The organism is Sediminihabitans luteus, assembly GCF_002797595.1.
GTDB lineage: Bacteria > Actinomycetota > Actinomycetes > Actinomycetales > Cellulomonadaceae > Paraoerskovia > Paraoerskovia lutea.
The window spans coordinates 99812-124255 of record NZ_PGFE01000003.1 but is presented as its reverse complement, the minus strand read 5'-3'; the positions used below and the strand labels follow the sequence as shown (position 1 = coordinate 124255).

The following is a 24444-nucleotide window of genomic DNA, read 5'->3' as shown; positions in this document are numbered from 1 at the left end:
GGCACGCCCGAGGGGACGGATACTGGAGGCATGACCTCTTCGACCGGGCCGCGCGTCGCGATGCTGTCCGTGCACACGTCGCCCCTGGACCAGCCGGGCACGGGCGACGCGGGCGGCATGAACGTGTACGTGACCGAGCTCGCGCAGGCGCTCGCGCGGCGCGGGGCGCAGGTCGAGATCTTCACGCGCGCGACGTCGTCGGCGCAGCCGCGCGAGGTCGAGCTCGCACCGGGCGTGCTCGTGCGTCACGTCCCGGCGGGGCCGTTCGAGGGGCTCGACAAGAACGACCTGCCGGGACAGCTGTGCGCGTTCGCCGCGGGCGCGCTGCGCACCGAGGCGAGCCGCGCCCCCGGCTGGTACGACGTGGTGCACAGCCACTACTGGCTCTCGGGCGAGGTCGGCTGGCTCGTCGCGGACCGCTGGGACGTGCCGCTCGTGCACACCATGCACACCATGGCCCGGGTCAAGAACGCGGCGCTCGCGCCGGGCGACCGCCCCGAGCCGCAGGGCCGGGTGATCGGCGAGGAGCAGGTCGTGGCCGAGGCGGACGCGCTCGTCGCCTCGACGCAGGCCGAGGCTGAGGACCTCGTCGCGCTCTACCACGCGGACCCGTCGACCGTGCACGTGGTCGCGCCGGGCGTGGACCTCGGGACGTTCGCCCCGGCGCCCGAGGGGACGCGCCGCGCCGACCTGCGCGCGGCCCTCGGGGTGTCAGACGCCGAAGCCGGCCTCGTCGTGTTCGCGGGCCGCGTGCAGCCGCTCAAGGGGCCGGACGTGCTCGTGCGGGCGCTCGGGGTCATGCGCGCGGCGGGCCAGCCGGTCCCGACGCTCGTCGTGCTCGGCGGCTCGTCGGGGCGCCGCTCGGCCGTGCGCGAGCTCGAGGCGCTCGCGCACACCGAGGGCGTCGCGGAGCACGTCGTGGTGCGGCCCCCCGCCGACCGGGCGGGCCTGGCGGACTGGTTCCGCGCGGCGGACCTCGTCGCGGTCCCGTCGCACAACGAGTCGTTCGGCCTCGTCGCGGCCGAGGCGCAGGCGTGCGGCACCCCGGTCGTGGCCGCGGCGGTCGGCGGGCTGCGGCACGTCGTCGCGGACGGCGCCTCGGGCGTCCTCGTGCCCGACCACGACCCCGTGACGTGGGCCGCCGAGCTCGGCGCGCTGCTCGACGACGACGTGCGGCGCGCGCGCCTCGCCGCGGGTGCCCGGGCGGCGTCCGAGCGGTTCAGCTGGGACGACGCGGCCGAGCAGGTGCTCAAGGTCTACGACCTCGCGCGCGAGGAGCGCACGCGGCGCCGAGGGTAGCGCAGCGGCCGGGGGAGCGTGGCGGCGCGGGTGGTTCGGCGCCGGTGCGTTCAGGGCGTGGGGTCGAGCGTGGGCGTCAGGCCCGTGCGGCGTGCGCTCTCGGCCCACAGCGCGGTCGCCAGCGCGGCGTCGTCCTGCTGCGGGTTGGGCTTGCGCTTGTCGGTGTAGTACTCACCCGACTGCCAGGTGACGCCGGGCGTGCCGTCCATCGCCCAGACGAGGTTGTCGGCCCCCGACTCGGGCGTGGACAGCAGGCGGGCGAGCGGGCTCTTGTAGATGGCCTTCATCATCGCGTTGCCGGTCTCCTTGCCGAAGTTGGACGCGATGTTGCCCGGGTGCAGCGCGACCGCGCTCAGGCCCTGGTCGTGGTACCGGGCGTGCAGCCCCTTCGCGAACAGGATGTTGGCGAGCTTGGAGTCGCCGTAGGCCTTCATGGTCTTGTACTTCGTCGTCGCGTCGAGGTCGGCGAGGTCGATCTTGCCGAACGCGTGCGCGCCGACGCTCGAGGTGTTGACGACCTTGGCGTCGCTGGCGAGCAGGACGTCGATCAGCAGGTTGGTCAGCAGGAACCCGGCGTAGTGGTTGACCTGCATGGTGCGTTCGTTGCCGTCCTCCGTCACGACGCGCTCGGCGAAGACCCCGCCGGCGTTGTTCGCGAGGACGTCGATGCGGTCGGTCCGTTCCTGGATCTCCTGGGCGAGCGTGCGCACGTCGGAGAGTCGCTCGAAGTCGGCGACGAAGGTCTCGGCGCCCAGGGGGCGCGCCACGGCCTCGAGCTTGTCGCGGCGGCGGCCCACGAGCAGCAGGCGTTCGCCCCGTGCGGCGAGCTGTCGCGCGGCTGCCGCCCCGATCCCGTCGGAAGCCCCGGTGATGACGATGGTGCGCTGGCCCATGGATCCGCTCCTTGCGTTCGATTCGACCGCCACCATACGTCGAACCTGTCACCGGGTGTCAAGTGTGTCGTCGGCTATCCTCGGAGTATGAGTTCGACCGCCGACCACGAGACGCTCCGTGACCGCACGCGCAGGGCGGTGCGCTCCGAGCTGATCGACGTCGCCCAGAACCTTTTCGCCGAGCTGGGTTTCGAGGCGGTCACGGTCGACCAGATCGCAGCCGCGGCGGGAATGTCGAAGCGGAGCTTCTTCCGGTACTTCGCCAGCAAGGAGGAGGTCGTGCTCGGCAAGGTCGACCGGCACGGCGAGTCCTTCGTCCGCGCGCTGGCCGAGCGCCCGGACGACGAGCCGGCCTGGGTCGCGCTCCGGCGCATGTTCGACGACGCCGTGGCGTACGGCAGCGATCCGGTGCTCGGTCCGCGCGCCGTCGAGATGGACCGCGTGATCCAGTCCTCGGAGTCCCTCCGCGCCGGCTACCTCCAGCGCATGCAGAAGGCCCAGGACCTCGTCGCCCAGGAGCTCCAGGCCCGCGAGGAGCGGCGCCGCACCTCCGACTGGGGCGCCGTCGACGCCGCAGCGCTGGCCGCTGCCGCCTTCGCGGCGCTGCTGACGGCCCACGCGCACTCCCAGTCGCGGGGCGAGCCCTTCGCCGCGTGCCTCGACGCGGCGATGGGCGCGATCTCCCGGCACAGCGGGGTCCGCACCCCCGCACCGTGAGCCCGACCGCCGCCGGCCCGGGGCGAACGCCGCGCGGCGGTCAGCCCTCGACGGGCTCGAGCACGACGACCGGGATGAGGCGGTCGGTGCGCTCGGCGTACTGCGCGTAGTCCGGCCACGCGGCGACCGCGCGCTCCCACCACAGGTCGCGCTCGTCGTCGTGCACCTCGCGCGCGACGTAGTCGTGCTTGTCGGGGCCGTCCTGGACCTCGACGTGCGGGTCGGCCGCGAGGTTGCGGTACCAGACCGGGTGCTGGGGCGCCCCGCCCTTGGACGCGACGATCGCGTACGTGCCGTCGTGCTCGACGCGCATGAGCGGCACCTTGCGGACCTTGCCCGACGTCGCGCCGCGCATCGTGACGATCACGACGGGGCGGCCCCGCATGGTCGTGCTCCTCGTGCCTCCCGAGGCCTCGTACTCGGCGACCTGGCCCGCCGCGTGGGGGTCCTTGAGGGGTTCGTACTCTCCGGTGACGGGCATACGACCATTCAACGCCCGGTCGCGTCCGGGTCACCACTCGGGACGCGGATGCCGCCGGGGGGTGGGCTGGGGCAGGATGGGAACCATGACCTACACCCTCGTGCTGCTCCGCCACGGCGAGAGCGAATGGAACGCCAAGAACCTGTTCACCGGCTGGGTCGACGTGGCCCTCTCGGAGAAGGGCGTCGAGGAGGCGAAGCGCGGCGGCACCCTGCTGACGGACGCGGGCGTGCTCCCCGACGTCGTCCACACGTCGCTGCTGCGCCGCGCGATCATGACGTCGAACCTCGCGCTCGACGCCGCGGACCGCCACTGGATCCCCGTCAAGCGCAGCTGGCGCCTCAACGAGCGCCACTACGGTGCGCTCCAGGGCAAGGACAAGAAGCAGACGCTCGAGGAGTTCGGCGAGGAGCAGTTCATGCTCTGGCGCCGCTCGTACGACACGCCGCCGCCCGCGATCGAGCTGGGCTCGGAGTTCTCGCAGGACGCCGACCCGCGCTACGCCGACGCCCCGGTCGTGCAGACCGAGTGCCTCAAGGACGTGCTCGAGCGCGCCCTGCCGTACTGGGAGGGCGAGGTCGTGCCCGACCTCAAGGCCGGCAAGACCGTCCTCGTCGCCGCGCACGGCAACTCGCTGCGCGCGATCATCAAGCACCTCGACGGCATCTCGGACGACGACATCGCGGGCCTCAACGTGCCCACGGGCATCCCGCTGCTGTACGAGCTCGACGAGAACCTCGTGCCCGTGACCAAGGGCGGCACGTACCTCGACCCGGCCGCCGCCGCGGACGCGATCGCCGCGGTCGCGAACCAGGGCCGCTGACGCACCGGCACCCGCACGCACGACGGCGCCGCACCCCCGGGGGGGTGCGGCGCCGTCCGTCGTCCGGGTGCCGGTCAGTCGTTCGAGCCGCTCTCCGGCTCGGAGTGCGCGGCGTTGACAAACTCGCCCGTGACGAGGAACGTCACGCGGTGCGCGATCGACACCGCGTGGTCGCCGAACCGCTCGTAGTAGCGGCTCAGGAGGGTCACGTCGACGGTCTCCTGGGGGCCCGCCTCCCACGTGCCGCCGAGCATCGCCGCGAACGTGCCCTGGTGCAGGTCGTCGAGCACCTGGTCGTCGCGCTCGATCTCCTCGGCGCCCTCGAGCTCGTGCGTCGTCAGCACGTGCTCGACGCGGCGCGCGGCGCGCGTCGCGGCCTCGTGCATCGCCTCGAACGTGTCGCGCAGCGCGGGCGTCGCGGGGGAGGGGTAGCGCCCGCGGGCGATCTCGGCGATGTGCCGCGCGAGGTCGCCCATGCGCTCGAGCGTCGCGCTCATGCGCAGCGCGCTCACGACGACGCGCAGGTCGGTCGCGACGGGCGCCTGCTGCGCGAGCAGGAGCACGCAGCGTTCGTCGAGGTCCTGCTCGATGCTGTCGATCGCCTGGTCGGCGACGATGACCTCCTGCGCGAGCGCGAGGTTCGCGCCGAGGAGCGCGCGGCCCGCCTTGTCGATGGCCTGGACGACGAGCGTGCTCATCTCGACGAGGTCGTCGCCGACCTGCTTGAGCTCGGCCTCGAAGATCTCCCGCATGGGTGCCCTTTCACGGGTGCCGGGTGGGGCTCCCTGTGTGGTCTGTCGTGGTGATGGATGGTGCGTACCGTCGCACGTTCGCACCGTCAGATGAGTCGGCGCGGGACGTCAGGTGAACGCCGCCCCCCGCGAAGGTGAACAGTCGGGGACGCGTGACCGGGTGTCGGACGCCGCAGCCGGGCGGGCCCGGACGTGACCGTACGCTGTGGGTGTGATCGACGGTGAGGTGAATCTCGTGGGAGGGCTGACGCTGGTCGTCGTGGGCGTCCTGGGCGTCGTCGTGGGCGTGGTCGCCGCGTTCGCCTTCCGGTGGTCCGAGCGCGTGCAGCACGGCGAGACGGAGAACCCGCAGAACGAGCTCGAGGAGGGCCTCGTCCGCGTGCTCGCGGTGCTGCGCTCGGCGGCGGTCGTGCTCGACGCGGACGGCGACGTGCTGCGGGCGAGCCCGCCGGCCTACGCGCTCGGGGTGGTGCGGGACGACGCGATCGCGCACGCCGCGATCCGCGACCTCGTGGACGCGGTGCGCCGCGACGGGGTGATCCGCGACGAGGAGCTCGAGCTGCCGCGCGGCCCGGTCGGCCGCGGCACGGTGCTGCTCCAGGTGCGCGTCGCGCAGATCTCGGCGCAGAACATCCTGGTGCTCGCCGAGGACCGCACCGAGGCGCGGCGCGTCGAGCTGATCCGTCGCGACTTCGTCGTGAACGTCTCGCACGAGCTCAAGACGCCGGTGGGCGCGCTCGCGCTGCTCGCCGAGACGGTCCAGGACGCCGCGGACGACCCCGTCGCGGTGCGGCGCTTCACGGAGCGCATGCAGCGCGAGGCGGCGCGGCTCTCCGCGCTCGTGCAGGAGATCATCGAACTGTCCCGGCTCCAGGTCGCGGGCGCGCTCAAGGCGGTCACGACCGTCCCGGTGCGCGACGTGATCGACGAGGCGGTCGACCGGGCCCGCACGACCGCGCAGGGCAAGGGCATCACGATCACCACGGGCGGCGAGCTCGACGCCGTCGTCTACGGCGACCACGCGCTGCTCGTGACGGCCCTGCGCAACCTGCTCGACAACGCGGTCGCGTACTCGAACCAGGGCACGCGCGTGGGCGTGGGCGTGTCGATCGCGAGCGGCGCGGGCCTGGTCGAGATCGCGGTCGTCGACCAGGGGATCGGGATCGCCCCCGACTCGCAGGACCGCGTGTTCGAGCGCTTCTACCGCGTCGACCCGGCGCGCTCGCGCGACACGGGCGGCACGGGCCTCGGCCTGAGCATCGTCAAGCACATCGCGGCCGACCACGGCGGCGAGGTGACCATGTGGTCCGAGCCCGGCCGCGGGTCGACCTTCACGCTCCGCATCCCCGCGGCCCACGAGTCGACCGTGATCGTCGTCGACGACGAGCTGGACCTCGGGACCGACGCCGCCCCCGGCGTCGTCGGCCCGCCCGTGGAGCCGCAGACCCCGACCCGCCCCGCCGGGGCCGGTCCGAACGACCCGGAATCACCGACCAAGGAGGTGGATGCGTGACGCGCATCCTCGTGGTGGAGGACGAGGAGTCCTACCGCGACCCGTTGACCTATCAGCTCACCCGTGAGGGGTACGACGTCGTGGCCGCGGCCGACGGGCACGAGGCCCTCGCCGCGTACGACGACGGCGGCGCCGACATCGTGCTGCTCGACCTCATGCTCCCCGGCCTGAGCGGCACCGAGGTGTGCCGTGAGCTGCGCCAGCGCGGCGACGTGCCCGTCATCATGCTCACGGCCAAGGACTCCGAGATCGACAAGGTCGTCGGCCTCGAGCTGGGTGCGGACGACTACGTGACCAAGCCGTACTCGTTCCGCGAGCTGCTCGCGCGGGTGCGCGCGGTGCTGCGCCGGCGCAACCCCGAGGCCGTGCACGACGCGGACGGCGACGAGCCGCTCGCCGTCGGGCACGTGCGCATGGACGTCGACCGGCACACGGTGCTCGTGCACGGGTCGCCCGTCGCGTTCCCGCTCAAGGAGTTCGAGCTGCTCGAGCTGCTGCTGCGCAACGCCGGCCGCGTGCTCACGCGGGGCCAGCTCATCGACCGCGTGTGGGGCTCGGACTACGTCGGCGACACCAAGACCCTCGACGTCCACGTCAAGCGCGTGCGGGCCAAGATCGAGCCCGACCCGTCCTCGCCCCGGTACCTCGTGACGGTCCGCGGCCTCGGCTACAAGATCGCGGACGACGTCGCGTGACGTGATCCCGTCACGCGCGCCCCGCGCGGGAGAACCGGCCAGCCACTGTTCACCGCCAGTTCACTCGGGCAGCCCGAACGTGTCACTCAGCCTCCTTAGCGTCGTCGACGTCAGCGGTAATCGCCGCGGACCACAGACGCTGAACAGGATGGAACGACAACGTGAAGCTCAGCCGATTCTCCCGCGTAGGGGCCGCCGCAGTCGCCACCGGTGCGCTTGCACTCACGCTCACCGCGTGCGGCTCGGACGACCCGGTCGGTAGCACTGGTGGCTCCGACGCCCCCTCCGAGGCCTCCGAGCTCAGCGGGGAGCTCAACGGGGCGGGCTCGTCCGCGCAGGAGGCTGCGATGGACGCCTGGCGCGCCGGCTTCCAGAGCGCCAACGGCGACGTGACCGTGAACTACGACCCGGTCGGCTCGGGCGGTGGCGTGACGCAGTTCCTCAAGGGCGGGGTCGCGTTCGCGGGCTCGGACGCCGCGCTCTCGGACGACGAGGTCGCCGAGGCGAAGTCGGTCTGCCTCGACGGCGACGTCATCGAGCTGCCGGTCTACATCAGCCCGATCGCCGTGGTCTTCAACCTCGAGGGCGTCGACTCGCTCAACCTCGACGCGGCCACGATCGGCAAGATCTTCGACGGCAAGATCACGACCTGGAACGACCCGGCGATCGCCGACCAGAACCCGGACGTCGACCTGCCGGACACGGCCATCACGCCCGTGCACCGCTCGGACGAGTCGGGCACCACCAAGAACTTCACCGACTACCTCGCCAAGGCCGGCGCGGACGGCTGGCCGTACGAGGCCGACAAGGTCTTCCCGGTCGAGGGCGGCCAGTCGGCCAAGGGCACGTCGGGCATCATCCAGACCGTCACCGGCGGCCAGGGCACGATCAGCTACGCGGACTCCTCGCAGGCCGGCGACCTCGGCACGGTCGCGATCAAGGTCGGCGACGAGTACGTCGCTCACAGCCCCGAGGGTGCTGCCGCGATCGTCGACACCTCCCCGCGCGTCGAGGGCCGTGGCGAGTTCGACTTCGCGATGGAGCTCGACCGCACGTCGACCGACCCGTCGACCTACCCGCTCGTGCTCGTCACGTACGACATCGCGTGCGCGACCTACGAGGACCAGGCCACGGCCGACCTCGTCAAGGGCCTCTTCTCCTACATCGTGAGCGAGGAGGGCCAGCAGGCCGCCGCCTCGGCCGCGGGCTCGGCGCCGATCTCCGACACGCTGCGCACCAACGCGCAGGCCGGGATCGACGCCATCAGCGCCAAGTCCTGACCCCGCGCCGGCCCGGCCCTCACGGGCCGGGCCGGCTCCGGCGTCCGACGGCGCCCGCACCACGACCCGCTGAGACCAGCACACCGAACCACAGGAGAACGAGTGACCTCCACGGCACCGCCCACCGCACGGGCCACCCCCGCGCGCAGGCGCCGGACCCCCCGGGACCGCGGCATGAACCGGGCCTTCCGGCTCGTGTCGACGGGCTCGGGCGCCCTGATCCTCGCGGTCCTCGCGGCCGTCGCGATCTTCCTGGTCGCGCGCGCGTGGCCCGCGCTGACGACGCCGGGCGCCGAGATCGCGCAGGACGTCGGGTGGTTCCCGGCCGACGCGAGCTTCCTGAGCTTCGTCGGCCCGCTCGTGTTCGGGACGCTGCTCGCCGCGGTGCTGGCGCTCGTCATGGCGGTCCCGCTCTCGATCGGCATCGCGCTGTTCATCTCGCACTACGCGCCGCGTCGCCTCGCGACCGCGCTGGGATACGCGGTCGACCTGCTCGCGGCGATCCCGTCGGTGGTCTACGGCCTCTGGGGGGCCATGACGCTCGTCGGGTTCGTCGGGCCGATCTGGGAGTGGCTCGCGAGCTTCCTCGGGTGGATCCCGCTGTTCGAGGGACCGGCGGCGACGCCCGCGCGCGTCATGCTGACCGCGGCGGTCGTGCTCGCGGTCATGATCCTGCCGATCATCACCGCGGTCTGTCGCGAGGTGTTCCTCCAGACGCCCAAGCTGCACGAGGAGGCCGCGCTCGCGCTCGGCGCGACCCGGTGGGAGATGATCCGCACCGCGGTGCTGCCGTTCGCCCGCTCCGGCATCGTCTCGGGCGCCATGCTCGGCCTCGGCCGCGCGCTCGGCGAGACCATGGCCGTGCTCATGATCCTGTCGCCCGGGTTCCTGTACTCGTTCGCGATCCTCCAGGCCGGCCAGCAGCAGACCATCGCGGCGAACATCGCGGCGCAGTACGCCGACGCGGCGCCGATCGGCGTGAGCACGCTCATCGCGACCGGCCTCGCCCTGTTCGTCATCACCATGGCCGTCAACATGGCCGCCCGCGCGATCGTCGCGCGGCGCAAGGACTTCTCGGGGGCGAACTGACATGACCACCACCCTCACCGCCCCCGCCGAGGACGAGCGCACCGCCGCCGTCCGCGCCTCGCTGCGCCAGGTCGACCGCCGCCGCTCGCGCGTCGACCGCATCATGCAGGGACTCGTCTACGTCGCGTTCGCGCTCGCGATGGTCCCGCTCGTGTGGGTCTCGTGGACCGTCGTCGCCAAGGGCATCGACCGGTTCGACGTCTACTTCCTGACGCACTCGATGCGCGGGGTGTTCGGCGGCATGGACGCCGGCGGGATCTACCACGCGATCGTCGGCACGGTCGAGATCACGCTCGGCGCGACGATCATCTCGGTGCCCGTCGGGATCATGACCGCGATCTACCTCGTCGAGTACGGCACGGGGCACCTGGCCCGGTGGGTCACGTTCTTCGTCGACGTCATGACGGGCATCCCGTCGATCGTCGCCGGCTTGTTCGCCTACTCGCTGTTCGTGGTCGTGTTCGGCCCGGACGTGCGCATGGGGCTCATGGGCTCGGTCGCGCTCTCGGTGCTCATGATCCCGGTGGTCGTGCGGTCGACCGAGGAGATGCTCAAGCTCGTGCCCAACGAGCTCCGCGAGGCCTCCTACGCGCTGGGCGTGCCCAAGTGGCTCACGATCCTCAAGGTCGTGCTGCGCACCTCGGTCGCCGGGATCGTCACGGGCGTCATGCTCGCCGTGGCCCGCGTGATCGGGGAGACCGCACCGCTGCTCGTGACGGTCGGCGTGATCGACTCGATCAACTTCAACCTCTTCGAGGGGCGCATGATGACCCTGCCCGTGTACGTGTACGGGCAGTACTCGAAGGGCTTCGCGACGTGCTCCGAGAGCGCGATCGACTGCATCCGCACGATCAACTTCGACCGGGCCTGGGCCGCGGCGCTGACGCTGATCCTCATCGTCATGCTGCTCAACCTCGTGGCCCGCCTGATCTCCCGCTACTTCGCGCCCAAGCTGCGCGGCTGACCGGCCCCGCTCCCGCACCCCGCAGAGCTTCAGCACCCCGCAGACGGCAAGGACAAGGAACCAAGACGATGGCACAGCGCATCGACGTGAAGGACCTCGACATCTACTACGGCGACTTCCACGCCGTGGCGGACGTCAGCATGACGATCGACCCCCGCTCCGTGACGGCCTTCATCGGCCCGTCGGGCTGCGGCAAGTCGACGTTCCTGCGCACGCTCAACCGCATGCACGAGGTGATCCCCGGCGCGCGCGTCGAGGGCACGGTCGCGATGGAGGGCGTCGACCTCTACGGCGACGACATCGACCCCGTCGCGGTGCGCCGCCAGGTCGGCATGGTCTTCCAGCGCCCCAACCCGTTCCCGACGATGTCGATCCAGGAGAACGTGCTCGCGGGCGTCAAGCTCGTGAACAAGCGCATCTCGAAGGCCGACGCCGCGGACCTCGTCGAGCAGTCGCTCGTGGGCGCCAACCTCTGGAACGAGGTCAAGGACCGGCTCGACAAGCCGGGCGCCGGGCTCTCGGGCGGGCAGCAGCAGCGGCTGTGCATCGCGCGCGCGATCGCGGTCAAGCCCGACGTGCTTCTCATGGACGAGCCCTGCTCGGCGCTCGACCCGATCTCGACGCTCGCGATCGAGGACCTCATCGCGGAGCTCAAGCAGAGCTACACGATCGTGATCGTCACGCACAACATGCAGCAGGCGGCGCGCGTGAGCGACCGCACCGCGTTCTTCAACATCGCCGGCACGGGCAAGCCGGGTCGCCTCATCGAGATGGGCGACACGGGCACGATGTTCTCGTCGCCGACCGAGAAGGCCACCGAGGACTACATCTCCGGCCGCTTCGGGTGACCGGACCGTCCTGACGACGACGCCCGGCCGGGTTCTCCCGGCCGGGCGTCGTCGTGCGTGCGGGAGGTCGCTCAGACCGCGGAGCCCTCGAGGCTGCCCGTGACGGCCTCGGCCGACTGCAGGACGCACTGCACGAGGCGGTCGTCGATGCTGTTCCACCCCTCCTTGACGGGCGTGAGCGGCCAGTACTCGAGCTTCGAGGAGTCGTAGTCGAGCCCGACGAAGTCGGCGTACTCGCCGTGGCAGAACTCGTCGGCGGTCGCCGCGACGGCGTCCTCGCCCGGCCAGTCGCCCTCGGGCAGCGTGGTCTCGGCGTAGATCTCGGCGTCGTGCTCGTCGGCGCACGGCACCACCGGAAGGCTCGTGAGTTGCTCGGTGTCGTCGCCGACCTTCGTGGTGTCGAGACAGTCCCCGACGCGCAGCGAGAACACGTCGGCGTCGGACGCCGCGGTGACCGTCCCGCTGGACTCCTCGCGCTGCGCCTCGCCGGGGCCGAGGAGGCCGTCGATGGCCGAGCAGCCGGAGGTCGCGAGCGTCGCGGCGACGGCGAGCGAGAGCAGCACCGCGCGGCGCTGGGGGGAGGGGCGGGTCATGGCGTTCCTCGGGTCGGATGGGCGGCGAACCATGCGGTCGCCGGGAGAACTGTAGGGTCTGCGAGCCACGCGTGGAATAGCCCGTTCATCACGGATCGGCATCGATCTCCGGGTTCGCGCGATCCGGTCGGCCGCGCACGGAACCTCGGCGTGCGCCGCTGCGTGGAGGAGGGCATGAGACGGACGAGAAGCAGGGGGCCGTGCCGTACGACGCGCCGCCACGCGGGCAGGGGGACCGGATGCGGGTGGACCGGATGACGGCGGTCGGGGTGGCGTCGGACGCCACGAGTGGGACCCGGGGGGACGCGGTCGACCGCGAGTCGCCGGCACGGCTCGCGGTCGCGACCGACGCGAGCGCGGAGCAGGAGTTCGTGGCGTTCGTCGAACGCTCGAAGGCGACCCTGCAGCACGTCGCGTACCTGCTGACGGGTGACCGGCACCGCGCCGAGGAGCTCGTGCAGCAGACGTACGAGCGGGTGTGGCGCTCGTGGCGGCGGGCGCGCGACGGCGACCCGCTCGTCTACGCGCGCACGGTGCTCGCGAACCTGCGGATCGACACGTGGCGGCGCACGCGCCGCGAGGTGCTCACGGGCGTCGACCAGGACGGCTTCGGCGACGTCGACCGCAGGTCGGGCGAGCACGAGGCACGGGTCCACGCACGCGACGCCGTCGTGCGCGCGCTGATGCAGCTGCCGGTCAGGCAGCGCCGCGTCGTCGTGCTGCGGCACCTGCTCGACCTGCCCGAGTCCGAGGTCGCGACCGAGCTCGGGATGCCGGTCGGCACCGTCAAGTCCACCGCGTCCAGGGCGCTCGCCCGGATGCGCCAGATCATCGAGCTGTCCGAGGGGGACCAGTCATGAGCAGCAGCGAGGACGAGTTCGCGGCGCGTCTGCGCGCCGCGGTCGAGGGAGCAGGGGCGTCGACCACGCTCGACACCGGCGCCGTGGTGCGGCGCAGCCGCCACCGCGCGCGGGTCCGACGGGGCGGCGCGGTCGCCGCGACCTTGGCCTGCGTGGCGGCGGCCGCAGTCGCCGCACCGGCCGCGCTCGGGGCGCTGGCCACGACGCCCGCGGTGGCACCGGCGTCGGTGGGAGAGGGCACCTCGGCGGCCGAGGTCACCGCGGCGGGTGTCCCGGGCGTCACGGTCGCGGAGGGCGCGGTCGCGCACGAGGTCGACGACGAGCGCACCGTGATCGATCTCGGTCTCGACGCGTGGGTCCCGGGCGAGCGCTTCTTCGTGACGTTCGCGGGCGCATCGCCGAATGAGGTGGCCACGGACGACGTGGACCTCACCTTCGACGTCTGGGCAGGTGACGACGCCGACCTCGCGACCGCGCTCGAGACGGGCACGACGCCCGAGCCGTTCACGACCGGGTCCGACGCGAACCGCGGCTACCTCGTGGTGCGCAGCGCCGACGGCGCGCACGAGCTCGTGGTCGCGGACATGATCTCCTTCGACGACGGCCCGGGCCCGGGCGACGGCGAGAAGCTGGTGCTCGGGGCGCCTTCGGGCGACCTGTACGCGACCGAGCCGTTCCGCACGAGCAGCGGCGATCTGGTCCAGTCGATCGACGTGGCTGCCAACCCGGTCCGGACGGGGTCGGGGTGGGCCGGCAACGTCTACGCAGTGCGGGTCGACGCGACGCAGGACGCGGTGACGCCGCGGTTCTGGGCCATGGACGCGCCCTCGGGCACGCTGTACTGCGCGCGTGCCTGCGTGGCCGTGTGGGACGGTAGCGAGGCCACGCTCGACCCGGAGCCTCGCACGCCGAGCGACCTGCCGATGGGCGATCGTGGGCGCATCGCGTGCGTGGACGCGCTCACCGCCGAGGCGCAGGAGGAGGGTCACGAGCGGTACGTGGGCGACATCGCCGCGACGTGCCGCGTCGGTGCCGAGGTCGCGCTGGAGGAGGCCACAAGCACCTTGAACTCGTGGGCGAGCGAGCGGGGCGAGGTCGCGTCGCTGAGCTACGGCCGTGGCTCGCCGACCACGCATGGGAACTCGGGCGCGCCGGACCCGCAGCAGGCGTACACCCTGCTCGCGACCTGCACCCGGGCCGTCGGCGCCGACGGAGGCGTGGCCTACCGGGTGCTGCAGGGGGGCGTCGTGATCGCCGAGGGGGAGATCGCGTGCTCGTCGACGATCGTCGAGGTCCCGGTCCCCTTGACCTCGACCGGACCCGTCACGATCGACGTGCCGGCGGTGACCGACGAGCTCGACGAGCTCGAGCAGTTCTACGCGACCGTGCTCGTCGATACCGACTGGACTGCGGCCGCCGGGGTGACGTCGTCGCAGGGCTGACGTCCTCGGAGCACTGACGCCCGCGCAGGACTCATCACGCGTGCGGCGGTGCTCGGGACGGCCGGCGTGATCACGCAGAAGGGCCGGCGTGATCACGCAGAAGGGCCCGCACGCTCGGCGTGCGGGCCCTTCGGGCGGTTCAGGCGGGGGTCACTCAGCGGGCGTGGCCGCCGGCGGCGTGTACTCGGGCAGCGTGCCGTCGAGCACCGGGATCGAGAGGTCCTCGGACGTGCCGTTCGCCTCGACCGTGATGGGGGCGAGGCCCCCGGGAGCGGTCTCGACCGACGGGATCTCGACGGTCTCGCCGTCCTCGTTGCCGAAGTACACGGTGCCGCCCGCGGGGACGTCGATGTCGGTGCTCGCGCCCGCGCCGCCCGAGATCGTGACGGTGGTGTCCTCGCTGCCGTGGTTGGCGAACGCGCCGTGCAGCTCGCCGGGCGCGCCGTCGCCGTCCGAGACCACGAGCAGGTTGATGCCGCGCACGTCGCCGAGCTCGCGGGTCGCGAGGCCGTCGGACGCCGAGTAGTTGAGGTTCGTCGTCGTGGGCGAGCACGCCGTGAGCACGGCGGTCGTGCCGAGGGCGGCGACGGCGAGCAGCGCGGTGCGGGAGGCTCGGCGGGACGGGGTGCGGGTCACGGGGCTCTCCTAGGTGCTGCGGTCCGGTCGTGCGGTGCGTTCGGTGCGCGCGGGCGTCCGACGCCCGGCGCGTGCGCTCCCCGCGCGTGTGCGCAGGTCGTGACGCGCGCGTGGTGCTCGCGTGCAGGACCTAGCCTAGTGCGTCTCGCGCGGACGGCAGTCCAGGGGCGGCGCACGGCGGGCGACCTGCGCAGACGCCGCGGGACGCCCGGTCGGGCGCGTGATCCCGCGTGTTAGACTGGTATGCCGCGAAAGGGGACACCAACCGATGACGTTCAACGTAGGCGAGACCGTTGTCTACCCTCACCACGGAGCCGCACTGATCGAGGAGATCAAGACGCGCACCATCCGCGGAGAGGACAAGACCTACCTCAAGCTCAGGGTCGCACAGGGTGACCTGACCATCGAAGTCCCAGCGGAGAACGTCGACCTCGTCGGCGTCCGCGACGTCGTGGGCCAGGAGGGCCTCGACAAGGTTTTCGAGGTGCTCCGCGCACCGTACACCGAAGAGCCGACCAACTGGTCGCGCCGCTACAAGGCGAACCTCGAGAAGCTCGCCTCGGGCGATGTGATCAAGGTCGCGGAGGTCGTGCGCGACCTCTCGCGTCGTGACGCCGACCGCGGGCTGTCCGCCGGCGAGAAGCGCATGCTCGCCAAGGCTCGGCAGATCCTCGTCTCGGAGCTCGCGCTCGCCGAGCACACCGAGGAGGAGAAGGCCGAGGCGATCCTCGACGAGGTCCTCGCCTCGTAACGGGACGCACGATCCTGAACGCCGACGGCGGCACCCCCGGGGTGCCGCCGTCGGCGTTCGTGCGTCCGGGCCGCCCGCCCGCCCGCGCGCCCCGGCGCCGAGCCTCCGCGCCCGGGCGCCGAGCCTCCGCGCGCCGCCGTCGGCTACGGTGACGCCGTGACCACCCTCGCGATCCTCACGTCGGCCGGGTCCGGCGTCCGCCTGGGCGCCGCCGTGCCCAAGGCGCTCGTCCTGCTCGACGGCGTCCCGCTCGTCGTGCGCGCGGCGCGCGGCCTCGCCGCCTCGGGCGTGGTCGACGAGATCGTCGTGACCGCCCCCGCGGACCACGCCGAGCACGTCCGCGGGCTCCTCGACCACCTCGAGCGCGACGACGCCGGGACGACGGTGCCCGTCGTCGTCGTCCCCGGCGGCGTCACGCGCCAGGCGTCGGTCGCGGCCGGCCTCGCCGCGGCGGACCCGGCCCACGACGTCGTGCTCGTGCACGACGCGGCGCGACCCCTCACGCCCCCCGACCTCGTGCGTCGCGTCGCGGACGCCGTGCGGGCCGGGCACGGCGCGGTCGTGCCCGGCGTCCCCGTCACCGACACGGTCAAGCAGGTGCGTCCCGCCGGCGAGGCGGCGTCGGTCCCCGTGCAGGAGGTCGTCGGGACCGTCGACCGCTCGGTGCTCCGCGCCGTGCAGACCCCGCAGGGCTTCGCCCGCGACGTGCTCGAGCGCGCGCACGCGGCCGGGGCGGCCACGGCCCACGCCGAGGGTGCGGCCGCGACCGACGACGCGGGCCTCGTCGAGCGGGACGGCGGACGCGTCGTCGTCGTCGAGGGTGACGAGCACGCCATGAAGATCACGACGCCGCGCGACCTGCGCGTCGCCGAGCTGCTGCTCACGGAGGACCGATGACCACCACGCCCGCCCCCGCCGTCCCGCCGCTGCCCCGGACCGGGATCGGGACCGACGTCCACGCGTACGCGCCGGTGTGGGAGGACCGCGAGCTCTGGCTCGCGGGCCTGCTCTGGCCGGGCGAGCAGGGTCTCGCGGGCCACTCCGACGCGGACGTCGTCGCGCACGCCGCCGCGGACGCCCTGTTCTCGGCGGCAGGGCTGGGCGACCTCGGGTCGAACTTCGGCACGAGCGCTCCTGAGTGGGCGGGGGCGTCGGGCGTGCGGCTGCTCGCCGAGGCCGCGCGCCGCGTGCGCGAGGGCGGCTACGAGATCGGCAACGTCGCCGTGCAGGTGGTCGGCAACCGCCCCCGCCTGGGGTCGCGTCGTGCCGAGGCCAACGCGGTGCTGTCCGAGGCCGCGGCCGCACCCGTGAGCGTCACCGCGACCACGACCGACGGGCTCGGCCTCACGGGGCGCGGCGAGGGCGTCGCCGCCATCGCGACCGCGCTCGTGGTGCCCGTCGCGCCGGGATCGCACGACCCGGAGCCCCGTGCTTGACTCGATCCGGAGGTCGAGCCCGTGAACAGGATGCCCATCGACGAGCGCCGGACGCAGCTCATCGACGCCGCGCTGCGCCTCGCCGCGCGTGACGGCGTCGAGGCCGTCACGGTGCGCGGCGTCGCGCAGGAGGCCGGCGTCTCGCTCGGGGTCGTGCACTACTGCTTCGCGGACAAGGACGCGCTGCTGCAGGCGATGGGCCTGAGCATGGCTCTCGTGGCGTCCGAGCCCGTGCAGTCCGCGCTCGACGGCACGCGCGGCGACCTGCGCACGCTCGCGCACGCCGCGGCGGACGGCCTGTGGGAAGGGCTGCAGCCCCGTCGGCACATGCGCCTGCTCACGTTCGAGTTCGCGACCGCGGGCGTGCGCAACCGGGCGCTGCGGCCCGTGGCGCAGCACCACCTCGAGCAGACCTGGGCCATGACGCGCGGGTCGCTCGAGCAGCTCGCGCAGAGCGGCGGCGTGCGGTTCTCGATGGACCTCGACCTGCTCGCCCGGCTCGTCGCCGGGTACATCGACGGGATCGAGATCGCCTGGCTCATCCAGCAGGACGACGAGGTGACCCTCGCGAGCTTCCACGCGCTCGCGGACTACGTGCTCTCTCTCGTGGTGGACGAGCCCGACGCCGACCCGGCCTGACGCGTCCGGCGGACGCCGCAGGCGGCCTCAGCGCGGACCGATGACCCGGTCCGTGTACGGGTTCGCGAACACGCCCTCGGGGTCGTGCTCCTTGCGCACCTGCCGGAAGTCCTCGAACCGCGGGTAGAGCGCGCCGAGGCGCTCGGCGTCGAGCGTGTTCATCTTGCCCCAGTGCGGGCGCCCGCCGACCGACGCCATGATCGCCTCGACCGCGGCGAAGTACCGCGTGTGGTCCATGCGCGCGTACTGGTGCACCGCGACGTACGCGGTCTCGCGGCCGTGCGCGGTCGAGAGCCAGACGTCGTCGGCCGCGGCGAACCGCACCTCGACGGGGAACGGCACGGGCTCGCCGGTCGAGCGCAGCCACGCGTCGACCTCGCGCAGCACGTCGACGAGCGTGTGGCGGGGGACCGCGTACTCCATCTCGCGGAACCGCACGCGGCGCGGTGAGACGAACACGCGGTGCGACGGGGCCACGAAGTCGCGCGCCGAGATCGCGGCGGCGAGCACGCGGTTGAGCCGGGGCGTGGCGCGCGGCACGAGCGACGCGGTGCGCTCGAAAGCGCCGAGCACGCCGTTCTCGACGAGGTCGCGCTCGAGCCAGCGCCGCACGCGCGCGGCCGGCGTGCCGCTGCGGTCGGTCGCGTCGTCGTCGGGGCCGAGGCGGTTGTTCTGCTTGGTCAGCGCGGTCGTCGTGCCGGGGAACCAGTAGAACTCGAAGTGGTCGTTGGACTCGACGAGCCCGTCCGGGCCGTCGAGGCGGGCGAGGGCCTCGTCGAGCGGCAGCGGCACCTCGCGCGCGTGCAGGAGGTACGCGGGCACGACCTCGAGCGTGACGGTCGACAGCACCCCGGTCTGGCCGAGCCCGAGCCTGCTCGCCTCGAACAGCTCGGGCTCGTGGGTCGCGTCGGCCTCGCGCACGGTCCCGTCGGGCCCGACGACCCGCACGCCGCGCACCTGCGTCGCGAGCCCGCCGAGGCGCGCGCCCGTGCCGTGCGTGCCCGTCGAGATCGCGCCTGCGACCGACTGGTACGCGATGTCTCCCAGGTTCCGCATCGCGAGCCCGAGCCGGTCGAGCGTCGCGTTGAGGTCGTGCAGGCGCGTGCCCGCGTCGACCGTGACGAGGGTCGTGCCGTCGGCCTGCGGCACCACGGCGTGCACACGCCGCATCGCGTCGAGCGACAGCATGAGGCCGTCGGTCACGGCCGCCCCCGTGAACGAGTGCCCGGCGCCGACGGCGCGCACCCGCAGCCCCGCGCCCGCGGCCTCGCGGACGGCGGTCGCGAGCTCGGCCTCGTCGCGCGGCGTCGCGCGGCGGGCGGGTCGCGCGGTCTCGGTGCGGGCCCAGTTGGTCCAGGGGGTGTCCGCGTGCTGCGTCGTCATAGCGACCGAGAATGGCACGTGGCGTGGGTCACTGTCGAGACCGTGACATCTGTTGCTGTCCGCCGCCTGTGACTGCTGGCGTCGTCGTGACCGGATCGTGATCCCGACCGCCCCGGGCGAGGCGTAAGGTCCGGGCATGACCGCGACCCTGGCCCCGAGCGCACCGTCCGCCACGACCGAGACCCTCGGTGCCCGGCTCGACGCCGCGACCGCGGCCCTCCCCGCGCCGCTCGCCGTCGTCGACCTCGACCGGTTCGACGCCAACGCGCGCGACCTCGTGCGCCGCGCCGGGGGAGTCCCGATCCGGGTCGCGTCCAAGTCGGTGCGCGTGCGGGCGCTGCTCGACCTGGTGCTCGCGCTCGACGGGTTCGCCGGCGTCATGGCCTACTCGCTCGCCGAGGCGCTCTGGCTCGTCGACGAGGGCGTGCGCGACGTCCTCGTCGCCTACCCCACGGTCGACCGCGACGCGCTCGCACGGCTCGCCGCGTCTCCCGCCGCGCGCGCCGAGATCACCGTCATGGTCGACCACCCCGACCAGGTCGCCCTCGTCGCCCGGGCGCTCGCGGCGCACGGCACGGACGCCGGCGCCACGCCGCCCGTGCGCCTCGCGATCGACGTCGACGCCTCGCTGCGGGTCGGGATCGGTCCGTTCCGCGCGCACCTGGGCGTGCGCCGCTCGCCCGTGCGCACGCCCGACGACGCCGCCGCGCTCGCCCGCACGATCCGCGCGACCCCCGGCACCACGGTGCACGGCGTGATGTTCTACGAGGCGCAGGTCGCGGGCCTGCCCGACACCCGACGTGCCGTGCGCGGCGTCAAGCGCCTCTCGGTGCGCGACCTCGCCACGCGTCGTCGGGCCGTGGTCGAGGCGGTCGAGGGCGTCGTCGGGCACCGGCTCGCGATGGTCAACTCGGGCGGCACGGGCTCGCTCGAGACGTCCTCGGCCGACGACGTCGTCACCGAGGTCACCGCAGGCTCCGGGCTCTACGTGCCCGGCCTGTTCGACCACTACCGCGCGTTCACGCCGCGCCCGGCCGCGTTCTTCGGGCTCGACGTCGTCCGGCTGCCCGCCCCCGGGTACGCGACCCTGTTCGCGGGCGGCTACGTCGCCTCGGGCGAGGTCGGGGTCGCGCGCCAGCCGCGCGTCGCCGAGCAGCAGGGCTGGGAGCTGACCCCCACCGAGGCCGTCGGCGAGGTCCAGACCCCGCTGCGCGCCGTCCGACGCCGCCGGGGCGGGGCACCGCGACGCGAGCTCGCGATCGGGGACCGCGTCTGGTTCCGGCACGCGAAGGCCGGCGAGCTCATGGAACGGTTCGACACGGTGCACCTCGTGCGCGGCACCGACGTCGTCGAGGGCGTCCCGACCTACCGCGGCGAGGGACGGAACTTCGGCTGACCGGCGTCGGGCCGCGCCTGCGGGCCCGCCTCCGTTCGGCTCAGGCGCAGGGTCACCGGTAGCCTGTCGGGCGTGACCCTTCGCCTGTTCGACACCGCCACCCGGGACGTGCGCGACCTCGTCCCCCGCGTCGACGGCGAGGTCGGCATCTACCTGTGCGGCGCGACGGTGCAGTCGGCCCCGCACATCGGCCACATGCGCTCGGCGGTCGCGTTCGACGTGCTCGTGCGCTGGCTGCGTCGCGGCGGCACGCGCGTCACGCTGATCCGCAACGTGACCGACATCGACGACAAGATCCTCGCCAAGGCCGACGCCGCGGGCGAGCCCTGGTGGGCGTGGGCCGCGATCAACGAGCGCGCGTTCACCGAGGCCTACGACGCGCTCGGCGTGCTGCCCCCCACCTACGAGCCCCGCGCGACCGGGCACGTGACCGACATGGTCGCGCTCGTCGAGCGGCTGCTCGCCTCCGGGCACGCGTACACCACGGGCGACGGGGACGTGTGGTTCGACGTGCGCTCGTGGTCCGAGTACGGCTCGCTGACCAACCAGCGCCTCGACGACCTCGCGCCCGTGCCGGACGACGCCCCCGCGGACGACGCCGACACCGTCAAGCGCGACCCGCGCGACTTCGCGCTCTGGAAGGCGCCCAAGCCCGGCGAGCCCACGACCGCGTCGTGGCCCACGCCGTTCGGCCGCGGACGCCCCGGCTGGCACCTCGAGTGCTCCGCGATGGCCGAGCGCTACCTCGGGCCCGAGTTCGACATCCACGGCGGCGGCCTCGACCTGCGGTTCCCGCACCACGAGAACGAGCAGGCGCAGTCGCACGCCGCGGGCGACGCGTTCGCCCGGCACTGGCTGCACAGCGCCTGGGTCACCCAGGGCGGCACCAAGATGAGCAAGTCGCTCGGCAACGGGCTGCTCGTGCGCGAGGTGCTCGGCCAGACGCGCGCCGTCGTCCTGCGCTACGCGCTGGGCGCCGTGCAGTACCGCTCGATGCTCGAGTGGACGCCCGACACCCTCGCCGAGGCCGAGGCCACCTGGGACCGGCTCGCCGGCTTCGTCGACCGCGCGCAGGAGCGCGTGGGGGTCGTCGCGTGCGAGGAGGTGCGCGACGCCGAGCTGCCCACGGCGTTCGTCGCCGCGATGGACGACGACCTCAACGTGCCCGCCGCGCTCGCCGTGGTGCACGAGCACCTGCGGGCCGGGAACTCCGCGCTCGCCGACGGCACGCGCGCGGCCGACGCGGTCGCGCGTCACCACCTCGTCGCGCTGCGTGCGATGCTTGACGTGCTCGGCGTCGACCCGGGGGACCCGCACTGGGCGACCACGGCCGACACCCGCTACGCGGCAGCGCTCGACTCGGTCGTCTCGGTCGAGCTCGAGGCGCGGGCCGCGGCACGCCGGGCCAAGGACTTCGCGACGTCCGACGCGATCCGGGACCGGCTCGCCGAGGCCGGGATCGTCGTCCAGGACTCCGCCGACGGCGCGCGCTGGACCATCGCGGACCGCCGGACCGACGGCTGACGCCACCCACCTTCCCCACGACACGACGGGCACCACCATGGCAGGCAACTCCCAGCGCCGCGGAGCGACGCGCAAGACGACCAAGAAGGCCACGGGCGGCACGGGCGGCAAGAACCGCCGCTCGCTCGAGGGCAAGGGACCGACGCCCAAGGCCGAGGACCGCACCTACCACGCGGCCCACAAGCGCAAGGTCGAGGCCGAGAAGAAGGCTGCGACCTCGAACGGGCCGCGCGGCGGCAAGGACGCCAAGGCGCGCGACCGCGCCGGTTCGCGCGCGGAGGAGATGGTCACGGGCCGCAACGCCGTGCTCGAGGCCCTGCGCGCCGAGATCCCCGTCGAGGCCCTGTTCGTGTCGAACCGCCTCGAGTCGGACGACCGCACCAAGGAGATCCTCGAGATCGCGATGGGCCGCGGCTACGACATGCGCGAGGCGACCCGCACCGACCTCGACCGCCTGACCGACGGCGCCGTGCACCAGGGCGTCGCGCTCCAGGTGCCCCCGTACGAGTACAAGGACGTCGACGACCTGCTCGACCTCGCGGCCGAGAGCGGGCGCCCCGCGCTCATCGTGGCGCTCGACGGCGTGACCGACCCGCGCAACGTCGGCGCGACCCTGCGCTCGGCGGGCGCGTTCGGTGCGCACGGCGTGCTCGTGCCCGAGCGTCGCGCCGCCGGCGTGACCGCCTCGGTGTGGAAGGTGTCCGCGGGAGCCGCGGCCCGCGTGCCCGTGGCGCGCGCGACCAACCTGGTGCGCGCCCTCGAGGAGCTCAAGCAGGCCGGCTGCTTCGTCGTCGGGCTCGACGCGGGCGGCGACGTCACGGTCGACGACCTCGCGTTCGCGACCGACCCGGTCGTGCTCGTCGCGGGCTCCGAGGGCAAGGGCCTCTCGCGCCTCGTGCGCGCCGCGTGCGACGTGGTCGCGTCGATCCCGATCTCGAGCGACGTCGAGTCGCTCAACGCCGCGACGGCCACGGGCATCTCGCTGTACGAGGTCGCCCGCATGCGCCGCGCCGGCGCGCGCTGAACTGGCCCGCGCTGAACTGGCGCGTGCTGAACTTGTTGCGCTGAGCCGTCCGGCGTCGGACGGCTCAGCGCGGCGGCACCGGACGGTCGCGGGACGACCCCGGGCGCCGCGGGCGCGCTATTCCGTGAAGTCCGGGTCGGTCTCGCCGGGCGCGAGGCCGAGCAGCGACTTCTCGTCGGGGCGGTGCCGCAGCACGTTCTCGACGTACGAGGCGGTCGCCTCGGGGAGCGGCACGTCGCGGCCGGCCCTCTCGGAGATGAACCACCGGTGGTCGAGGATCTCGTGGAAGAGCTGCGCGGGCTCGAGCTTGCGCCGCAGGTCGCGCGGCACCGACTGCACGGTGTGCTCGAACACGAGCCGCAGCCAGTCGTGCGCGACCCACTCCTCGTCGTCGTTCTGCCGCTCCGTGGCGGCCCGGTACGCGTCGAGGTCGTTGAGCAGGCGGCGGGCCTGGTTCTCCTGCACGTCGAGCCCCGTGAGCCGCATGAGGCGGCGCGAGTGGTGCCCGGCGTCGACGACCTTGGGCTGGATGCGCACCGAGGTGCCGTCGATGTCGGTCGTCATCTCGAGCTCGCCCACGTCGAACCCGAGCTCGTTGAGGGCCTCGATGCGCGCCGCGACCCGCCAGCGCTCGGCGTGCGTGAACGACTCGGCGCCCGTGAGGGCGTCCCAGAGGCTCGCGTAGCGCTCGACGAGGCGGTCCCCGATCGCGATCACGTCGACCTCCTCGTCGAGCAGCTCGCCCGCCACGAGGTCCATGAGCTCGCCGATGATGTTGGTGCGCGCGAGGTCGACGTCGTAGTTGCGCTGCCCGGGCGTCAGGGTGCGGTGCAGGTCGCCGGTCTCGGCGTCCACGAGGTACGCCGAGAACGTCTCGGCGTCGCGCCGGAACAGCGTGTTCGACAGGGAGACGTCGCCCCAGTAGAAGCCCGTGAGGTGCACGCGCACGAGCAGCACCGCGAGCGCGTCGATCAGGCGCAGCGCGGTGTCGGGGCGCAGCGCCTGGCTGAACAGCGCGCGGTACGGCAGCGAGAACTGCAGGTGCTCGGTCACGAGGACGGCCTCGAGCCGCTCGCCGTGCTCGTCGACGCGGCCCGTGATGACGCCCACGGGCACGACGCTCGGCACCTCGAGCTTGCGCAGCTGGCGCAGCAGCTCGAACTCGCGGTAGGCGACGGTCTCGCCGATCTCCTTGATCGCGATGACGCGGCCAGAGAGGCGCACGAACCGCACCACGTGCCGCGAGATGCCGCGGGGGAGGGCGGCGAGCACCTCGTCGGGCCACTCGGCGAGCGGGATCTTCCACGGCAGGTCGAGGAGGGCGGGGTCGGGCGCGGACGCCGTGATCTGCAGGGTGTGCACGGGGGCGTTCCTTTCGGGCCGGGCCGGGGCGTCCGTGGCCGTGG

Annotated in this window: 25 protein-coding genes; 18 read left to right on the top strand and 7 right to left on the bottom strand. The window is 73.3% G+C overall.

All coding sequences use genetic code 11. The annotated features are described in order from the left end of the window. The first annotated feature begins 30 nt into the window (after positions 1 to 30). Positions 31 to 1299 carry a D-inositol-3-phosphate glycosyltransferase gene (gene mshA, locus CLV28_RS10235; RefSeq protein WP_100423237.1) on the top strand — a complete coding sequence of 423 codons (1269 nt, stop codon included), beginning with the start codon at positions 31 to 33 and terminating at the stop codon, positions 1297 to 1299. A 50-nt stretch (positions 1300 to 1349) separates the two neighbouring features. Here the strand turns inward: mshA and CLV28_RS10230 are convergent, their stop codons facing one another. Further along, complete coding sequence (locus tag CLV28_RS10230) at positions 1350 to 2192, bottom strand: SDR family NAD(P)-dependent oxidoreductase (protein ID WP_100423236.1); 843 nt, start codon at positions 2190 to 2192, stop codon at positions 1350 to 1352. Between the two features lie 87 nt (positions 2193 to 2279). Between CLV28_RS10230 and CLV28_RS10225 the strand changes: the two genes are divergently transcribed. Next, positions 2280 to 2909 carry a TetR/AcrR family transcriptional regulator gene (locus CLV28_RS10225; protein WP_100423235.1) on the top strand — a complete coding sequence of 210 codons (630 nt, stop codon included), beginning with the start codon at positions 2280 to 2282 and terminating at the stop codon, positions 2907 to 2909. Positions 2910 to 2949: 40 nt separating this feature from the next. Here the strand turns inward: CLV28_RS10225 and CLV28_RS10220 are convergent, their stop codons facing one another. Continuing rightward, positions 2950 to 3390 carry a nitroreductase family deazaflavin-dependent oxidoreductase gene (locus tag CLV28_RS10220; protein WP_100423234.1) on the bottom strand — a complete coding sequence of 147 codons (441 nt, stop codon included), beginning with the start codon at positions 3388 to 3390 and terminating at the stop codon, positions 2950 to 2952. Between the two features lie 85 nt (positions 3391 to 3475). Here CLV28_RS10220 and CLV28_RS10215 point away from each other — a divergent pair, with 85 nt between their 5' ends. Then, entirely contained in the window at positions 3476 to 4213 is a 738-nt protein-coding gene (locus CLV28_RS10215; RefSeq protein WP_100423233.1) for a phosphoglyceromutase, read from the top strand. A 74-nt stretch (positions 4214 to 4287) separates the two neighbouring features. On the opposite strand, the gene phoU is transcribed toward CLV28_RS10215, so the two are convergent. After that, complete coding sequence (phoU, locus tag CLV28_RS10210; protein ID WP_100423232.1) at positions 4288 to 4965, bottom strand: phosphate signaling complex protein PhoU; 678 nt, start codon at positions 4963 to 4965, stop codon at positions 4288 to 4290. Positions 4966 to 5200: 235 nt separating this feature from the next. Here phoU and CLV28_RS10205 point away from each other — a divergent pair, with 235 nt between their 5' ends. From CLV28_RS10205 to pstB, 6 genes are all read left to right on the top strand, one after another. Then, positions 5201 to 6478, top strand: coding sequence for a sensor histidine kinase (locus CLV28_RS10205; RefSeq protein WP_239073053.1), 1278 nt, complete (start codon positions 5201 to 5203; stop codon positions 6476 to 6478). Then, complete coding sequence (locus CLV28_RS10200) at positions 6475 to 7173, top strand: response regulator transcription factor (RefSeq protein WP_100423231.1); 699 nt, start codon at positions 6475 to 6477, stop codon at positions 7171 to 7173. The genes CLV28_RS10205 and CLV28_RS10200 overlap by 4 nt, the downstream gene beginning before the upstream one ends. A gap of 161 nt (positions 7174 to 7334) precedes the next feature. Continuing rightward, positions 7335 to 8453, top strand: a complete 1119-nt coding sequence (pstS, locus tag CLV28_RS10195) for a phosphate ABC transporter substrate-binding protein PstS (protein ID WP_100423230.1) — start codon at positions 7335 to 7337, stop codon at positions 8451 to 8453. 174 nt (positions 8454 to 8627) lie between these two features. Beyond that, the gene (gene pstC, locus CLV28_RS10190) at positions 8628 to 9542 is read left to right on the top strand and encodes a phosphate ABC transporter permease subunit PstC (RefSeq protein WP_100423229.1); all 915 of its coding nucleotides are present in this window, start codon (positions 8628 to 8630) and stop codon (positions 9540 to 9542) included. 1 nt (position 9543) lies between these two features. Then, entirely contained in the window at positions 9544 to 10506 is a 963-nt protein-coding gene (gene pstA / locus CLV28_RS10185) for a phosphate ABC transporter permease PstA (protein ID WP_100423228.1), read from the top strand. Positions 10507 to 10574: 68 nt separating this feature from the next. Beyond that, positions 10575 to 11354, top strand: coding sequence for a phosphate ABC transporter ATP-binding protein PstB (gene pstB, locus CLV28_RS10180; RefSeq protein ID WP_100423227.1), 780 nt, complete (start codon positions 10575 to 10577; stop codon positions 11352 to 11354). 71 nt (positions 11355 to 11425) lie between these two features. Here the strand turns inward: pstB and CLV28_RS10175 are convergent, their stop codons facing one another. Further along, positions 11426 to 11947 (bottom strand): septum formation family protein, encoded by a 522-nt coding sequence (locus CLV28_RS10175; protein ID WP_157802598.1) that lies wholly within the window; start codon positions 11945 to 11947, stop codon positions 11426 to 11428. Between the two features lie 239 nt (positions 11948 to 12186). Here CLV28_RS10175 and CLV28_RS10170 point away from each other — a divergent pair, with 239 nt between their 5' ends. Both CLV28_RS10170 and CLV28_RS10165 read left to right on the top strand, forming a co-directional pair. Continuing rightward, positions 12187 to 12807 carry a SigE family RNA polymerase sigma factor gene (locus tag CLV28_RS10170; RefSeq protein WP_239073052.1) on the top strand — a complete coding sequence of 207 codons (621 nt, stop codon included), beginning with the start codon at positions 12187 to 12189 and terminating at the stop codon, positions 12805 to 12807. Next, on the top strand, positions 12804 to 14249 hold the full coding sequence (locus CLV28_RS10165; protein WP_100423225.1) for a hypothetical protein: 1446 nt from the start codon (positions 12804 to 12806) through the stop codon (positions 14247 to 14249). Before CLV28_RS10170 ends, CLV28_RS10165 begins: the two co-directional genes overlap by 4 nt. Before the next feature lie 150 nt (positions 14250 to 14399). On the opposite strand, the gene CLV28_RS10160 is transcribed toward CLV28_RS10165, so the two are convergent. Next, positions 14400 to 14885 (bottom strand): hypothetical protein, encoded by a 486-nt coding sequence (locus tag CLV28_RS10160; protein WP_100423224.1) that lies wholly within the window; start codon positions 14883 to 14885, stop codon positions 14400 to 14402. Positions 14886 to 15153: 268 nt separating this feature from the next. Between CLV28_RS10160 and CLV28_RS10155 the strand changes: the two genes are divergently transcribed. From CLV28_RS10155 to CLV28_RS10140, 4 genes are all read left to right on the top strand, one after another. Beyond that, positions 15154 to 15636: a CarD family transcriptional regulator gene (locus tag CLV28_RS10155; protein ID WP_100423223.1), complete on the top strand. Its 483-nt coding sequence runs from the start codon at positions 15154 to 15156 to the stop codon at positions 15634 to 15636. 156 nt (positions 15637 to 15792) lie between these two features. Continuing rightward, a complete protein-coding gene (gene ispD / locus CLV28_RS10150) occupies positions 15793 to 16533 on the top strand; it encodes a 2-C-methyl-D-erythritol 4-phosphate cytidylyltransferase (RefSeq protein ID WP_100423222.1) in 741 nt (246 codons plus the stop codon). Next, positions 16530 to 17072, top strand: coding sequence for a 2-C-methyl-D-erythritol 2,4-cyclodiphosphate synthase (ispF, locus tag CLV28_RS10145; RefSeq protein ID WP_100423221.1), 543 nt, complete (start codon positions 16530 to 16532; stop codon positions 17070 to 17072). The genes ispD and ispF overlap by 4 nt, the downstream gene beginning before the upstream one ends. Before the next feature lie 30 nt (positions 17073 to 17102). Continuing rightward, positions 17103 to 17711, top strand: coding sequence for a TetR/AcrR family transcriptional regulator (locus CLV28_RS10140; protein WP_100423220.1), 609 nt, complete (start codon positions 17103 to 17105; stop codon positions 17709 to 17711). Between the two features lie 27 nt (positions 17712 to 17738). Here the strand turns inward: CLV28_RS10140 and CLV28_RS10135 are convergent, their stop codons facing one another. After that, positions 17739 to 19094, bottom strand: coding sequence for a D-arabinono-1,4-lactone oxidase (locus CLV28_RS10135; protein ID WP_100423219.1), 1356 nt, complete (start codon positions 19092 to 19094; stop codon positions 17739 to 17741). A 136-nt stretch (positions 19095 to 19230) separates the two neighbouring features. On the opposite strand from CLV28_RS10135, the gene CLV28_RS10130 reads away from it, so the two are divergent. The 3 genes from CLV28_RS10130 (at position 19231) to rlmB (ending at position 23038) form a co-directional block, all read left to right on the top strand. Continuing rightward, positions 19231 to 20490: an alanine racemase gene (locus CLV28_RS10130; protein ID WP_100423218.1), complete on the top strand. Its 1260-nt coding sequence runs from the start codon at positions 19231 to 19233 to the stop codon at positions 20488 to 20490. A gap of 72 nt (positions 20491 to 20562) precedes the next feature. Further along, positions 20563 to 22014, top strand: coding sequence for a cysteine--tRNA ligase (cysS, locus tag CLV28_RS10125; RefSeq protein ID WP_100423217.1), 1452 nt, complete (start codon positions 20563 to 20565; stop codon positions 22012 to 22014). A 37-nt stretch (positions 22015 to 22051) separates the two neighbouring features. Next, on the top strand, positions 22052 to 23038 hold the full coding sequence (gene rlmB / locus CLV28_RS10120) for a 23S rRNA (guanosine(2251)-2'-O)-methyltransferase RlmB (RefSeq protein WP_100423216.1): 987 nt from the start codon (positions 22052 to 22054) through the stop codon (positions 23036 to 23038). Positions 23039 to 23155: 117 nt separating this feature from the next. Here the strand turns inward: rlmB and CLV28_RS10115 are convergent, their stop codons facing one another. Continuing rightward, on the bottom strand, positions 23156 to 24400 hold the full coding sequence (locus tag CLV28_RS10115) for a DUF4032 domain-containing protein (protein ID WP_100423215.1): 1245 nt from the start codon (positions 24398 to 24400) through the stop codon (positions 23156 to 23158). Positions 24401 to 24444: the final 44 nt, after the last annotated feature.

Bases quoted from the DNA above. Each gene is read 5' to 3' on its own strand.
- pstA (WP_100423228.1), top strand. From the start codon at position 9,544: ATGACCACCACCCTCACCGCCCCCGCCGAGGACGAGCGCACCGCCGCC.
- ispF (WP_100423221.1), top strand. From the start codon at position 16,530: ATGACCACCACGCCCGCCCCCGCCGTCCCGCCGCTGCCCCGGACCGGG.
- CLV28_RS10175 (WP_157802598.1), bottom strand. From the start codon at position 11,947: ATGACCCGCCCCTCCCCCCAGCGCCGCGCGGTGCTGCTCTCGCTCGCC.
- rlmB (WP_100423216.1), top strand. From the start codon at position 22,052: ATGGCAGGCAACTCCCAGCGCCGCGGAGCGACGCGCAAGACGACCAAG.
- CLV28_RS10155 (WP_100423223.1), top strand. From the start codon at position 15,154: ATGACGTTCAACGTAGGCGAGACCGTTGTCTACCCTCACCACGGAGCC.
- CLV28_RS10215 (WP_100423233.1), top strand. From the start codon at position 3,476: ATGACCTACACCCTCGTGCTGCTCCGCCACGGCGAGAGCGAATGGAAC.
- pstB (WP_100423227.1), top strand. From the start codon at position 10,575: ATGGCACAGCGCATCGACGTGAAGGACCTCGACATCTACTACGGCGAC.
- phoU (WP_100423232.1), bottom strand. From the start codon at position 4,965: ATGCGGGAGATCTTCGAGGCCGAGCTCAAGCAGGTCGGCGACGACCTC.
- CLV28_RS10135 (WP_100423219.1), bottom strand. From the start codon at position 19,094: ATGACGACGCAGCACGCGGACACCCCCTGGACCAACTGGGCCCGCACC.
- CLV28_RS10220 (WP_100423234.1), bottom strand. From the start codon at position 3,390: ATGCCCGTCACCGGAGAGTACGAACCCCTCAAGGACCCCCACGCGGCG.
- CLV28_RS10225 (WP_100423235.1), top strand. From the start codon at position 2,280: ATGAGTTCGACCGCCGACCACGAGACGCTCCGTGACCGCACGCGCAGG.
- CLV28_RS10165 (WP_100423225.1), top strand. From the start codon at position 12,804: ATGAGCAGCAGCGAGGACGAGTTCGCGGCGCGTCTGCGCGCCGCGGTC.
- CLV28_RS10230 (WP_100423236.1), bottom strand. From the start codon at position 2,192: ATGGGCCAGCGCACCATCGTCATCACCGGGGCTTCCGACGGGATCGGG.
- CLV28_RS10130 (WP_100423218.1), top strand. From the start codon at position 19,231: ATGACCGCGACCCTGGCCCCGAGCGCACCGTCCGCCACGACCGAGACC.
- pstC (WP_100423229.1), top strand. From the start codon at position 8,628: ATGAACCGGGCCTTCCGGCTCGTGTCGACGGGCTCGGGCGCCCTGATC.
- mshA (WP_100423237.1), top strand. From the start codon at position 31: ATGACCTCTTCGACCGGGCCGCGCGTCGCGATGCTGTCCGTGCACACG.
- CLV28_RS10140 (WP_100423220.1), top strand. From the start codon at position 17,103: ATGCCCATCGACGAGCGCCGGACGCAGCTCATCGACGCCGCGCTGCGC.
- CLV28_RS10170 (WP_239073052.1), top strand. From the start codon at position 12,187: ATGCGGGTGGACCGGATGACGGCGGTCGGGGTGGCGTCGGACGCCACG.